This window comes from Motilimonas sp. E26 (assembly GCF_021278025.1).
In the GTDB taxonomy this organism is placed as follows: domain Bacteria; phylum Pseudomonadota; class Gammaproteobacteria; order Enterobacterales; family CBDFNC01; genus Motilimonas.
The window spans coordinates 29,732-42,815 of record NZ_JAIBHJ010000031.1; the positions used below are offsets into that span (position 1 = coordinate 29,732).

The 13,084-nt window shown below is 43.7% G+C and carries 12 protein-coding genes; 5 read left to right on the forward strand and 7 right to left on the reverse strand.

Annotated features, from left to right (window positions below):
- Positions 1-8 precede the first annotated feature (8 nt).
- The 3 genes from ccoG to K1M91_RS18530 all read right to left on the reverse strand — a co-directional run bounded on the left by ccoG (position 9) and on the right by K1M91_RS18530 (position 2,433).
- Positions 9-1,433: a cytochrome c oxidase accessory protein CcoG gene (gene ccoG, locus K1M91_RS18520; protein WP_232803746.1), complete on the reverse strand. Its 1,425-nt coding sequence runs from the start codon at positions 1,431-1,433 to the stop codon at positions 9-11.
- A gap of 97 nt (positions 1,434-1,530) precedes the next feature.
- Entirely contained in the window at positions 1,531-1,797 is a 267-nt protein-coding gene (locus K1M91_RS18525) for a YihD family protein (protein ID WP_232803747.1), read from the reverse strand.
- 285 nt (positions 1,798-2,082) lie between these two features.
- A complete protein-coding gene (locus K1M91_RS18530; RefSeq protein ID WP_232803748.1) occupies positions 2,083-2,433 on the reverse strand; it encodes a hypothetical protein in 351 nt (116 codons plus the stop codon).
- A gap of 227 nt (positions 2,434-2,660) precedes the next feature.
- Between K1M91_RS18530 and K1M91_RS18535 the strand changes: the two genes are divergently transcribed.
- On the forward strand, positions 2,661-3,665 hold the full coding sequence (locus K1M91_RS18535) for a D-alanine--D-alanine ligase (protein WP_232803749.1): 1,005 nt from the start codon (positions 2,661-2,663) through the stop codon (positions 3,663-3,665).
- 64 nt (positions 3,666-3,729) lie between these two features.
- On the opposite strand, the gene K1M91_RS18540 is transcribed toward K1M91_RS18535, so the two are convergent.
- Positions 3,730-6,588, reverse strand: a complete 2,859-nt coding sequence (locus K1M91_RS18540; RefSeq protein ID WP_232803750.1) for an insulinase family protein — start codon at positions 6,586-6,588, stop codon at positions 3,730-3,732.
- A 180-nt stretch (positions 6,589-6,768) separates the two neighbouring features.
- Here K1M91_RS18540 and K1M91_RS18545 point away from each other — a divergent pair, with 180 nt between their 5' ends.
- Positions 6,769-7,086, forward strand: coding sequence for a hypothetical protein (locus K1M91_RS18545; protein ID WP_232803751.1), 318 nt, complete (start codon positions 6,769-6,771; stop codon positions 7,084-7,086).
- 59 nt (positions 7,087-7,145) lie between these two features.
- Positions 7,146-8,177, forward strand: a complete 1,032-nt coding sequence (locus tag K1M91_RS18550) for an acyltransferase family protein (protein WP_232803752.1) — start codon at positions 7,146-7,148, stop codon at positions 8,175-8,177.
- A 44-nt stretch (positions 8,178-8,221) separates the two neighbouring features.
- On the opposite strand, the gene dtd is transcribed toward K1M91_RS18550, so the two are convergent.
- From dtd to K1M91_RS18565, 3 genes are read right to left on the reverse strand one after another with little or no spacing between them, the layout of a single operon-like run.
- Positions 8,222-8,659 carry a D-aminoacyl-tRNA deacylase gene (gene dtd / locus K1M91_RS18555; protein ID WP_232803753.1) on the reverse strand — a complete coding sequence of 146 codons (438 nt, stop codon included), beginning with the start codon at positions 8,657-8,659 and terminating at the stop codon, positions 8,222-8,224.
- Positions 8,634-9,611, reverse strand: coding sequence for a prolyl aminopeptidase (gene pip / locus K1M91_RS18560; RefSeq protein WP_232803754.1), 978 nt, complete (start codon positions 9,609-9,611; stop codon positions 8,634-8,636). The genes dtd and pip overlap by 26 nt, the downstream gene beginning before the upstream one ends.
- The gene (locus K1M91_RS18565; protein ID WP_282561190.1) at positions 9,611-10,537 is read right to left on the reverse strand and encodes a virulence factor BrkB family protein; all 927 of its coding nucleotides are present in this window, start codon (positions 10,535-10,537) and stop codon (positions 9,611-9,613) included. Before K1M91_RS18565 ends, pip begins: the two co-directional genes overlap by 1 nt.
- A 145-nt stretch (positions 10,538-10,682) precedes the next feature.
- On the opposite strand from K1M91_RS18565, the gene K1M91_RS18570 reads away from it, so the two are divergent.
- Both K1M91_RS18570 and murA read left to right on the forward strand, forming a co-directional pair.
- Complete coding sequence (locus K1M91_RS18570) at positions 10,683-11,561, forward strand: hypothetical protein (protein WP_232803755.1); 879 nt, start codon at positions 10,683-10,685, stop codon at positions 11,559-11,561.
- A gap of 140 nt (positions 11,562-11,701) precedes the next feature.
- Positions 11,702-13,012, forward strand: coding sequence for a UDP-N-acetylglucosamine 1-carboxyvinyltransferase (gene murA / locus K1M91_RS18575; protein ID WP_232803756.1), 1,311 nt, complete (start codon positions 11,702-11,704; stop codon positions 13,010-13,012).
- The last annotated feature ends 72 nt before the right edge of the window (positions 13,013-13,084 follow it).

Consider the following 13,084-nt stretch of genomic DNA (forward strand, 5'->3'; position numbering starts at 1 on the left):
TAGCGTCATTAGCGGCCACCGCTAAAGAAACGACTTTCTTGCTGAATTTGTTCATCACTGTCGGTATCTTGCACCGTAAACTGAATAGGTAAGATAGACTTCTCCAACTCATACGGATCAACGGCAATACTTATAGGCTGCGTAAATACTTCCCCAGGCGCTACTCTGACCGCGGTAGGGCCAGACCAAACAGGCTCAGGCAAACCGGTAACAGACAGATTATATTCCTGCTCTTCCATGGTTTTATTAATTATTTTGAAGGTGTAAGCGTTTTCGACTAATCCTTCATTAGTTTCACGGTACAGCGCATTGCGATCCCGTAATACTTCAAAACCAATGGCTTTAATGGTCAATAAATTCCAAACGAACAAACCACACATTAAAGACAACACCACACCATAACCAATAATTTTCGGCCGCAGGATATCTGTTTTTGCTCCAGTCAGTTTATGCTCTGTGGTATAGGCTATTAAACCTTTTTCATACCCCATGCGCTCCATGGTTTGGTCACAGGCATCAATACATGCACCGCAGTTAATACACTCATACTGTAAACCGTCACGAATATCGATACCGGTTGGACACACCTGCACACACAAATCACAATCAATACAATCGCCTAAACCGAGTTCCTTGGGATCGGCCTTACGTGAACGCGGACCACGCGACTCACCTCGTTTCGCATCATAACCAACAATAAAGGTATCTTTATCAAACATTGCCGATTGGAAACGAGCATATGGGCACATGTGAGTACACACTATCGCGCGCATCCACCCTGCATTAATGTAGGTACAGGTAGAAAAAAACAACACCCAAAAGGTCAGAGCAAAACTCGCGTTTAAGGTAAAAAACGAAGTATAAAGCTCATAAACGGGTACAAAATAGCTGGCAAAGGCTAAGCCCGTCATCAGTGAGACTAACCACCAACAGATATGTTTGGCCGCTTTACGCCAAGTCTTATTTCCATCCCAAGGCGACTCATCGAGCTTCTTACGTTTATTCGCCTTGCCTTCAAATAACTCTTCAAACCAAATAAAAATAAAGGTCCATACCGTTTGTGGGCAAGTGTAGCCGCACCAAACTCGACCAAGATAAGTGGTAAAGAAAAACAAACCAAACGCAGCAATGATAAAAATCCAAGCCAACAAAGTGAGGTCTTGTGGAAAAATAGTCAGGTTAAAAATATGGTAGCGGTTATTCTCAATATCGAACAAAATCGCTTGATGATCACCCCAAGGAATTAAAGGCAATACAATGAATAACAGTAATAAAAACCAGCCCATAAATTTTCTTAAACGCTGATAAACCCCTTTTACACTGCGTACATAAATGGTACTACTTGGGTCAAACCTATCTACACTGGCTTTGTGGGTTTTACGTCCAGGTTTTGCTTTCTCTGAGATATCTTTGACATCTATTTTGCGGTCCATTACTCACACCTTATATAGCATCTATAAACACTGCTCATGTTTCAATAATGGCCTTATTGATTTTTTTAGCAGCCATTATTGGTGTTACAAAATCACATCATTTAACTAAACCACGCGCCTTTAACAACGCAGTCTTAAAATCATCTTCACAGTCTTTTTTAATTCCAGGGATCATTTCACCATCGGGACTGTTTAGCATTTTTAAGTGATAAATAATTAAATCATCGGGAATAGCTTCCAGCTCCCCTTCATACCCAGCCGCTTGCGCTAACTGAATCAATACTTCTACTAAACTTAGCTCGGCATTTTTTAACCAGTAAGGTTGTAGTAATTCAATCACTTCATTAACACGGTGGCACTGCATAATCACTCCAAAAAAATTGCTCTAACTGTGGATATTTTAAGCCTTCAAGCTAGCGAGAACTTTGACTTTGCCCGCTATCTTTAACTTGGCTGGACCAAATAATAAGGTAGACGGTAAGAAATGCTACATATACTAACAGAAACGCACCCAACTGCATTTTTTGCATCAACATGAAAATGGCGGCTTTGCTTAGATAAAGGAGAGAGACAAAGTAGGAGCGACAATATTAACAATAAAATTAATCGACAAGGGGGCCACCCTTGTCGATCCTCAATTTGACCAAAACTAACGTCCCTTACATGGTGGGGCACGAGTAAAAGGCCACATTGAAAATGTTGGAGCGACAGCAGGCAACGCAGCCAAACGTTGCCAAGCAAGGTAAGAAGCAGCCAACCTCTTACCAAAAGTAGGGTGTTGTAACGGCAGGAAAACAAAGGCGCCACTCACGCACAAAGGGCAATATGAGCCAGCTTGAGTCGTGCCATCATCAGCCAAGCTAACACTGTAAAATCCAGCCTGACTACAAACTAATAGACCATTAGCATTTATCTGAGCGGACGATGAGGCAGCAAGCGTCATCAATAACATGGTTACTGATAACAAATAAGCGGGTCTTTGAAGCCAAGCTGCCGACATGGTGTATTTAGTCCTTTAAACAATCGCTCTAATTTAGCGTAATCTGGCGCGATATACTAAAACAATTGTACCACTCTGCTACCTCTGTCAATACATCTCACTTTACTCACTCAAAGGCTAGCCAGCGTTTAGCACGACAGGTAAAATCCTGCGTCAAAGGGGTTGTTGGCATTGAAAAATGACGACCCAGCGATGTGATTCAATGCTGTGATTGAAAAAAGGTGAATATGAATAAAATAAACGTATTACTGCTATCTGGTGGTGAAAGCTCAGAGCACGAAGTCTCACTGCGTTCAGCTAGTTTTATTGCACAGCAGTTATCACAACGACCAGAAATTCAGTTACAACAAGTGGTCATTAGTAAAACCGGGCAATTTTTAGATAGCCAACAAGCCCCATGCCAGCTCAACATGGACAAGCAGCTACGACTAAGCTCAGGCGAAGCGATTGCTATTGATTTCGTTATTCCTTGTATTCACGGCTACCCTGGTGAAACAGGCACTATCCAATCGTACTTTGAGTTAATCAAACTGCCCTACTTAGGTTGTGGTCCCGAAGCAAACAACCTGTGTTTCAATAAAATCAGTTCAAAGATGTGGTTTGATGCACTAGGTGTAGCAAATACACCATCGTTATTTCTAACCGAGCTAAACGCTGACACCTTAAATCAAGTGGAGCAAGCATTTGATAATTGGGGCAGCGTATTTATTAAAGCCGCATCACAGGGCTCATCAGTAGGATGCTACGCGGTTAACGATAAATCAGAATTATCAGATAAGCTCAGTCAAGCTTTCACTTTTTCAGACTATGTACTGGTCGAAAAAACCATTAAGGCGCGCGAACTAGAAATTGCCGCTTACGAGTACCAAGGTGAAGTGATTGCTACCGTACCAAGCGAGATTATTTGCCCTGATAACACCTTCTATACCTATGAGGAAAAATACGCCGCTGACAGCCATTCGCTGACTCAAGTAGCCGCGCAAAATCTAACGGCTGAACAAATAGCGCAAATGCAGGCTTATGCGATCACTGTATTTAAAGGCATGAAGTTACGTCATTTATCACGAATTGACTTCTTCTTCACTACGGAAGGAGAGATCTTATTGAATGAGATCAACACTTTCCCAGGGATGACAAAAACGTCAATGTTCCCACAAATGTTGGCGAATCACGGCCATCAATTTAGCGACTACTTGTGGGATATTATAAAACGCGCGGTGCCATATTCTTAGGCATTCAATAAACACTAGCGCTCAAGTATCCCTTGAGCGCTAAAATTTCGTATTTCATGGCTGGCTATTGAGCGCCACTTTGTCCCTTCGCTTTTGCTTGCCAAGTCCGCAAATCCGGAATATCCATTGAACCTTTTAGCTCACCTAGTGGCGACTCTAAAAATTGGCTACCACGAACTTGGATCAAGTATTGCTCATTATTTGATCCCAGCACCATCTCTTTAAACAAGTCTTGAACCTGTTTCAAGGTGGTCTGCTCGATGAGTGCCAAACGCTTAGCCTTGCTATTTAGATCGGCTTTTTGCTCGCTCCATAACCCCTGGATATAACCAAACTCTTCGTCTAAATTACTTGGCTTTTTCTGAAAGTTGGCAATATAGGCTTGCTTGATCTTATCAAACTCAACTTGATCATAATCGGCAAGCTTTTTCGCAAATTGCTGAACAAAGTATTCATAGCGCTGTTGCAAATGCTTCGGCCCTTGTTCTGGACTTTGCGTAAACAAACCAAACGCGGCGTAGTCATCAATTGGAAAGCTGGCTGTAAAAGGCGAGTAAGACAGCTGTTCTTGCGTGCGGATCAAATCATAGAAGTCTGAATAAGCAATTTTATTAAGTAACTCGGCTTGAACTTGCCCCGCCTCGCCGGCTTTAGTCGAAACAAAAATGTGTGCTAATGCAGCATCGCCCATCTCACTGGCAGCCGACCAAGTAAGGCGGCGCTTAGTTTCCGGCTTCACTCGAGTGAGTTTATAAAACGGCTTAGCATTAACTGGCGCCCGTTTAACTACTTCTTTTTGCAGCGCAATGGCTTGCTTAGAGGTAAAGTTGCCCAATACCAGCATTCGCACGCCACTTTGGCTAAACATATCGTTACGCAGCTTGGTTAGCTCAGCCAGGGTAACCTTGTCTAAGGCCCCTAATAAGTCTTGATCAGACCAAGCTGGCAGACGGACTAAATTACGAAACTCAGCAAACGCCAATGACATGGTCGGGCCTTTGAGTTTATTCTCAATTTGACGACGAACTTCTGTTTTCGCTAAATCTAACTCTTGCTGGCTAAAACTGGCTTGCTTCACCGTATCCATCAAGGTCAGCATTAATTCGCTTTGCTTATCGGTGAAGCCGCCTGTAGTAAACATGAGACCATCGCTAGTACTGACACTGAGTGATAGGTTGGCTTCACCCGCTTCATAACTCAGCCCTACTAGTTGCTTGGCCAAAACCACATCTAGAATCGCGCCCGCCATGCGCTGCTTCGCAGATTGGTCAAGCAAATTGTTATTTAGCTCTAACGCAATACTGCCTTTAGGCTCTTGGTAAAATTGACTTTGTTTAAACCATAAAGACAGACCTGGTGACTTAACTAGCTCAACCGCTTGTTCTTGATGCTCTGCTTTAACAATGGTTTCATCTTCGGGTAACCAACGATTACCTTCCGGCAAATGCATTTTTTTCATCAGCTCTGGGGCTTGTTTGCGCCACTTATCCATGCGCGCCGATTGGATTTTTGCTACCTTGTAGCTATCACCATAAGATTCCATCACTTGGTCACCAACCACTCCCGAGTGAGCAACAAATAAACGCACCCGCTCAGGCGTTAAGTAACTTAATACTTGTCGTACCAATTCAGGATTGAAGCTATCTAAACGAAAGCCAGCATAGATAATCTCATCCGTTGGTAGCATAAGCATATTGGCCACCAGCGACATGCTGTAATTAAAGCCGCCACTTTTTGGTAGGTAAGCAAAGCTATTTTTTAAGCTTTGCTCTAAGGCATGATATTGCGCTTCATTCACGCCATGTTGCTTGATTAAATCAATATAGGCAAAGGTCGCTGCGATAATTTTATCTTGCTGTTCAAGGCCGGCATCCGTTAACTGAAATTGCACCGTTAAACCACTATCATTCGGGCCGTAATTATCATCAAAACCGGCCATTAACGCTTCTATTAAACCCGCCTTTTGCAAGTAATCCGATAAGCTACCCGCACGATCAGAGCCTAAAATACGCGAAACATAATAGCCCGGCTTATAAGGATAAAACTCGGCGACACTGGGCATCACAAAGCTCATTTTTAGTACTTTAATGTCTGAGCTAGGTTTTAAGCTCGCCTCGATGCCCAATTCATTAGCGGTAACCAAGGGAGGTAAAATTTTTGGTTGTTCAGCATTACGATTAGGAATTTGCGTTAAATACTGCTTGGCTAGCTTTTCTAAAGCGACTAGGTCGCGTGGCCCATACAGTACCGCCTTCATAAGGTTTGCACTGTAGTATGCGTTAAAAAAGCCTTCCAACTCGTCTTGTAACTTACTGTTTGGTTTGTCTTTTAAGGTGTTTAGATCACCTGTGCTAAAACGCGACATTGGGTGATTGGGATTTAACGTAAAGCGCTCTAAAGCATACAGTTTACGCGCATCTTGCCCTTTATAGGTTTGCTGCTCAGCGTTTACCGTACTGCGCTCTTTATCGGCATAATGCTCATCGAGTAGCGGTGCTCGCATTACGTCACCTAAGCGGTCGAGCGCTTGCGCAAACACTTTGTCATTAGCTTCAAAGCCATAAACCGTTTTGTCTTGCGCGGTATAAGCATTGGTATAACCGCCATTGAGGCGCATAAACTTACTATAGTCGTTTATTTCCGGGTAGCGCTCTGAGCCTAAAAACAGCATATGCTCTAGGTAATGGGCTAAGCCTAACTGAGTGTCTGGATTGTGCATGCTGCCCACCGGCACTGCGATAGTGGCGGCACTGTTTTTGGCTTCAGGATCGGACACAAGCAATACTTCAAGCTGATTATCTAATGTGATCACCTTATAAGCGCGATCGTCATTGGGGCTAGTGATCACTTGTGCATGAAGGGGCGCAGTAACCACAATGCATAAAATAATAAAACGGCGACAAAATGCCAGAGTAGATCTCATAGAGCAAACCTCATTATGAAGAACATCGATTCGATGGAGTTAGACTATGTTAGCGCAAAATGGTTGCAGCTCAAGCGGATATAAAATTAAACAAGTTTAATTCGTGAAAAGCTTACGCCTATGCCATGCTTTCTCACATTAAAGCTCTCATTATCCAGTTGGTTTCACGTTAGGAAAACAATGATGAACATATTGAACATACGGCTCATTACAATTGTTATTGCGGTATTACTTTCTAGTGTCGCTCAGGCCAAAAATGATAAACAAGACAAACCCTTACCTCCAGGGTTAGAAAAGAAAGTCGAGCGAGGTGGCGAGCTACCACCTGGCTGGCAAAAAAAGCTACATCGCGGTGAGATACTAGACCTCGACCTGTATCACTATGGCATTAAACGCCCTGGCAAAAAAGACGATATATATGAATGGGTAGAGATTGAAAGCGATACAGTCAAGATCATCAAAAATACGCGTGAAATTGTAGAAATATTAACGAGATAATTCTGTTATGGTTTACCATAAAGACACTTATTAGTTTCACTCAGCAAATAAATTGAGTTATGACTTTTACTAGTGTTCGTCCAAGCATTTTTTATCTCGACTTATTACGCTGTTGCGCTGCGTTCGCGGTGGTTGCGATCCATGTCTTAGGTCCGTGGCGGTACTTGTATGGTCAAATTCCAGATTTTGAGTGGTTAGCAGCAGCGGGGATTAACAGTTTAACGCGTTGGGCCGTGCCGGTATTTATGCTAATAAGTGGAGCCTTGCTACTGTCGGATAAGCGTGAATTTGATTGTAGTTACTATTTACATCGTCGCCTCGCTAAGGTGGCGATACCATTTGTAATTTGGAGCCTTATCTACGCCTTTGCCGGCGGCTTTAGCAATGGCGGCTGGCAACAAGATAAAACCATGGACCTAGTTGAAGCCGCCACCAATACTCCGGTTTGGTATCACCTGTGGTTTTTCTACGATTTCATTCCTTTGTACTTTGTCATTCCTTTATTAATTCCACTGCTACGGGTCATCAACCCGGAACGATTCAAATTATTACTGGCGGCGTGGTTACTACTAACACTGATACACTGGTTAAATGTTGAGAGCTTCTTACGAGAAAACTTACTTCTTTACAGTGGTTACCTATTACTGGGCTGGTACTTGTTCAATCGTGATAACAGCGCCGAGCTGCCCCTTTGGCTCGCTGCGGGCTTGGGGATGCTCACCTTTAACTTTTTCGGCACTTGGTATTTAAGCCATCAACATGGTGAATATCACATCTTTTTTATGGGTTATAAAAGCCTGAATACAGTCATTATTGCTGGCATGTTGTTTGTGCTAGCACAAACCTATGGGGAGCGTATTACTGGAAGGTGGCGTCAATGGGTAAGTTTAGTATCCAAGTACAGCTTAGGTATTTACTTAATTCACCCATTGTTTCTCATTCCGGTACGAGAAATAAGCAATGGCTACTATGATTTTTTTGCCAGCAACTGGTTGGCCATTCCTGCATTGACCATTTGCGTGCTTGCTATATCTCTGTTAGCGACCATGACTTTGGCCAAGCTACCCATTTTAAAAAGACTGGTGCCATAACGTGCTTCAATATTGTTGAGCCACTATAGCGCAGAACTCAGCACTCAAACTTGAAGCCAAAAAGTAACCGGCCCATCGTTGTTAAGCTGCACTTGCATATCTGCAGCAAACACGCCGTTTTGGGTGTTAATGCCTGTTTGGCGGCAATAGTCAGAGAATAAATCGTACAAATGTTCAGCTTCAGTGGGATCGGCGCCACGAGAAAAGCCAGGTCGAGTGCCTTTTTTAGTATCCGCAGCTAAAGTAAATTGTGATACCACTAAAACACTGCCACCCACTTGCTGCACATTCAAATTCATCTTGCCTTGCGCATCGCTAAACACGCGATAACTCAGCACCTTTTCACACAAGCGTTTAGCTTTAGCGGCATCATCGCCTTTTTCAACGCCAAGTAAAATTAATAAACCTTGCCCAATCTCTCCAGTGATGTTCTGTTCTACAGTAACGCTAGCGCTGCTAACTCGTTGAATGAGAGCGATCATATATAATTTTAGCCATAGCCGAAGTTGCTTTACACAAGGCGTCAATCATACCTGTTTCCATTGCACTATGACCAGCATTTGGCACAATTTGCAGCTGCGCACTAGGCCAATATTCAACTAAGCTAGTCGCATTTTCTAGCTTGCAGACCATATCGTATCGACCATGAATCACCATAGCCGGTAAATGCGCGATCTTTTCCATTTGCGATAATATGGGCTGCTTGATAAAGCTATTGTTAACAAAATAGTGAGCCGATATACGTGCCATTGAGAGCGCTAAATGAGGCTCGCCATAGATGTCAGAAACATCCTCTTTAGCATGCAAGGTGCTAATGCGTCCTTCCCATATACACCAAGCTTTTGCTGCTGCTAAACGTTCTAGCTCATTATTGGAAGTTAATAATGAGTAATATTGCCCCAGCCTATTTTCGATAGCCAATTCATGACCTAAGGGCGCGGCAAACTCTTGATAGTAATCAGGGAAAACTTGCGCAGCACCGCCATCGGGTTGGTATAACCAGTCAAAATCTTGCTGGCGAGATAAGAAAATGCCACGTAAAATCAGGCCAGTAACACGCTCAGGATAAGCCTGAGCATACAAAAGAGCCAACGTACTGCCCCAAGAGCCACCAAATAGCAGCCACGCATTAATTCCAAGATGCTGGCGAATTACTTCAATATCAGACGCTAAGGCTTGGCTATTATTCTCCTCCAAGCTGGCATGTGGCGTCGAGCGACCACAGCCACGCTGGTCAAACACCACAATTCGATAAAGCTCAGGGTCAAAAAATCGACGACTCTCAGCACTGCAACCTGAACCCGGACCACCATGAATAAACAACACCGGAATACCATTAGGATTGCCTGATTCTTCAACGTATAAAGAATGTATTGTACTCACAGGCACTTGATATTGGGCATAGCTCTGAATGTTAGGGTAGAGTGTTTTCATTAATTGTCCTTATATTCAATCGGCGGCAGCTCAGCAGCCTCATTGGGCGTCGTTGACTGCTTTTTATCTAGTACCATCAGGCCGGGATAATCCCCCAACGCAGCGGTAAGCTCAGCACCAAATAACACTATGGTCCAACTTAGGTAAATCCAAACAAATAAAATTGGAATGGCGGCTAGCGCACCATAAATCGCCTCGTAGGAAGGAAACTGAGTAATATAGAAAGCAAAACCCTTCTTTGATAGCTCGAACAGTATTGCTGCCACCAACGCGCCAACAATAGCATGGCGAACTTTCACTCTAATATTAGGCACTAAAGTATAAACGCCTAAAAACATGAGTGTGGAAATAAGCAGTGGCAATAACGCGAGCATTTTTTGCCCATGAGTAATTAAATCAGGATCCGTAATAAAGTTCATTGAAACCACATACGAGCTCATCGCAATACTCGAGCCCACAATCACCGGCCCCAAGGTTAACACCATCCAATACATCGCAAAGGCGCTGGCTATGTTGCGCTTTTTCTTCACCCGCCAAATGTGATTAAGGTTTTGATCAATAGCAGAAATCAATAGTAGTGCAACGACCATTAAAGCCGCGATCCCCATCGCCGTCATTTCGCTGGTATTGGCAATAAAACCATTCATGTTTTCCCTTACAGCATCACCTGCCGCAGGCACAAAATTACTGTACACAAAGTCTTCAATGAGCCCCTGCATTTCTTGAAATACGGGAAACGCCGACATGACCGAAAACACCACCGCCAACATCGGCACCAGAGATAATAGAGTGACATAAGCGAGGTAGCCTGCCGTCACCTTAACCCGATCTTCACGAGAGCGATAAAACAGGTAAATTGCGAACGCCATGCCGTGTCGGCCGCATAAAGCAAGCTGTTGCTGGTAACCTTTGCGTGTATTTAGCATTTGATGCTTCCCTGGAAAATAACGAACTGATATTTGATTGTTTGATCAAAGACAAAAAAGACAAAAAAGACAAAAAAAAGTCACAAACAACACTATCTCTTTACAGTATAATGGATTTTTTCTTCCACCTTGAGAATTTTATATTATGTTATCGGCTCGCAAATCGCTTATATGCATCGCCCTTTCTGTAGCAACATTAACCGCTTGTGGCGGTGGTGGCAGCGGTAGTGATGAAACGGCAACTACAACAACTGTGACAACCCCCTCGGCTCAGGCTGCCATCAATACCACCAACGCACAAGTATTAAGCCAAGCTACCATTGGTAGTGGCAGCTTGGGCACGAGTTCGTTAAATTTAGTTCGCCAATTTGAAAATCAATTAACGAGTAGTGCTCAGGGGCGCCAAAGTGATCTAGCAGGCAGTGACGCTTGTCCACTCAGCGGTGATTTAGTTTACGCGATGACCAATGAAGGAAAAAAAGCCTCATTTACTTTTAACAGCTGTAAAATGAATGCCGATATGGCATTAAATGGCAAGTTTAGCTTTGATCTTATGGAGGGTAGCAGCACAGCTATTGCTATCGCTTATGATGCGTTTAACCTAAAAATGGCACCTAGTTCACTCAACAACTATCAAGCCTTTGATGATACCCTTCAGGGTAAATTTTCCATCTTGATGGATGGACAAGGAGATAGCTTTTTCACCATCAAACAAGATTTGGTGCGTACTGAGAATCAAACCGGTATCAGCATCACCAGTAAAACTGTCAGCTTAACTTATAGCGGCAATAGCATGTTACCAACTGCAGCCAGTGGCACGGTTGTTCATAGTCTAGAAGGAGCTGTAAGTCTTTCCGTGGTTGAAGAAGCCTTGATACTATCAGGTGACAACAGCAAGCTTAAGATCGAACAGCAAGGGGGGAGTTACTTACTCTCTCTTGATGAAGATAATGACGGCATCTATGATCAGCAATCATCAGCGACGCAATTTGCCGGTGAAGAATTAGTTTGGACCGCAATTTAAGCACTCTCCTTCAGCCGTCACGTCAAAAAGGCGGCTGATTTTTCTTTCCTGCTTGCCATAATTCGTCATTTTTGCTCCCAAATATTGCCAGATTAACAGGTTAACTTATTAATACCGCTTAATTAATCAGAGCAAATGTGATGAAAGAAGTTTATCAAGTACCCGCTAGCCAATCACTGCAAGGTGATGTCATTATCTCCGGCGCAAAAAATGCCGTGCTTCCTCTAATGGCTGCCACTCTACTTTGTCGTGGCACTTCAATTATCAATAATGTGCCACAACTTGATGATGTGGATACCATGGCGGACGTGTTGCGCTATCTTGGTGCAAAGGTTGAGCTGCAAGGCTCACGCCTAACGATAGATACCCGAGAGTGCGATGGTTATCAGGCGCCGTATCATTTAGTAACTAAAATGCGCGCATCTATTTATGTTCTCGGCCCGTTATTGGCTCGCCTTGGTCAAGCCAGTGTGGCATTGCCTGGCGGTTGTGCCTGGGGGCCAAGGCCGGTTGATTTACACATTGCAGGTATGCAGGCCCTCTCAGCCAAGGTAGAACTTTCTCACGGTAATATTCACGCCCATGCAGGCAGGCTAAAAGGGGCTGATTTTACTTTTCCAATCTCATCTGTCGGCGCAACGGTTAACTTATTACTAGCAGCAGTATTAGCCGATGGCACAACGCGCTTGTTTAACGCCGCGATCGAACCAGAAATAGATAATTTAGTGGATCAGCTCAACGCCATGGGCGCGCAAATTTTTGGTAAAGGCAGCAATACCTTAGTGATAGAGGGCGTGGCTGAGTTACAGGCTGCAGAAATTGATGCTATTGCAGACCGCATTGAGGCTGGAACTTACTTAATAGCAGCGGCTATCACCAAAGGTAAATTGACCGTTAAACAAGTACAACCATCACACCTCACTGCCCTAATTGATAGTTTAACCGCAACAGGGGCCTTAGTTTACTGTGAAGATGACAGTATTACCTTAGACGCTCAACGACGAACTTTGAAACCCATTTCTATTAAAACTGGACCTTACCCATTATTCGCCACTGATTTACAACCTCAATGGATGACACTGTGTGTCAGCTTAGCTGGCGTATCTCAAGTGACGGATACTGTATATCCCGAGCGCTTTCAACATGTCGCAGAATTGTGCCGCCTTGGCGCCAATATCCGCGTGAAAGGAAATACAGCAAGTATTATTGGAACACCTAGTTTATCTGGCGCCCCTGTTAAAGCCAGTGACTTACGTGCAGGCGCCGCACTTATTCTGGCTGGACTGATTGCAACCGAGCATACAGATATTTCAGATATCCATCATTTAGACCGCGGTTATCAAAACCTGATCGGTAAATTCGCCAATTTAGGTGTAACAATTCACCGTCACGCTTCCCACACAACTGACTGTCAAACAAAAACAACGCCTTTGCTGTCCCTATGTGGCTAGGGTCTGTTGATCTTTGCTGTATAGATTTTGTTCAGCAGTACATAGGCAGCCACATTATAGCAAACGCCAGTG

Excerpts from the sequence above, each read along its gene's own strand:
- murA (WP_232803756.1), top strand. The coding sequence starts at position 11,702 with ATGAAAGAAGTTTATCAAGTACCCGCTAGCCAATCACTGCAAGGTGAT.
- K1M91_RS18550 (WP_232803752.1), top strand. The coding sequence starts at position 7,146 with ATGACTTTTACTAGTGTTCGTCCAAGCATTTTTTATCTCGACTTATTA.
- K1M91_RS18570 (WP_232803755.1), top strand. The coding sequence starts at position 10,683 with ATGTTATCGGCTCGCAAATCGCTTATATGCATCGCCCTTTCTGTAGCA.
- K1M91_RS18545 (WP_232803751.1), top strand. The coding sequence starts at position 6,769 with ATGATGAACATATTGAACATACGGCTCATTACAATTGTTATTGCGGTA.
- K1M91_RS18565 (WP_282561190.1), bottom strand. The coding sequence starts at position 10,537 with ATGCTAAATACACGCAAAGGTTACCAGCAACAGCTTGCTTTATGCGGC.
- K1M91_RS18535 (WP_232803749.1), top strand. The coding sequence starts at position 2,661 with ATGAATAAAATAAACGTATTACTGCTATCTGGTGGTGAAAGCTCAGAG.
- pip (WP_232803754.1), bottom strand. The coding sequence starts at position 9,611 with ATGAAAACACTCTACCCTAACATTCAGAGCTATGCCCAATATCAAGTG.
- K1M91_RS18530 (WP_232803748.1), bottom strand. The coding sequence starts at position 2,433 with ATGTCGGCAGCTTGGCTTCAAAGACCCGCTTATTTGTTATCAGTAACC.
- ccoG (WP_232803746.1), bottom strand. The coding sequence starts at position 1,433 with ATGGACCGCAAAATAGATGTCAAAGATATCTCAGAGAAAGCAAAACCT.
- K1M91_RS18525 (WP_232803747.1), bottom strand. The coding sequence starts at position 1,797 with ATGCAGTGCCACCGTGTTAATGAAGTGATTGAATTACTACAACCTTAC.
- K1M91_RS18540 (WP_232803750.1), bottom strand. The coding sequence starts at position 6,588 with ATGAGATCTACTCTGGCATTTTGTCGCCGTTTTATTATTTTATGCATT.
- dtd (WP_232803753.1), bottom strand. The coding sequence starts at position 8,659 with ATGATCGCTCTCATTCAACGAGTTAGCAGCGCTAGCGTTACTGTAGAA.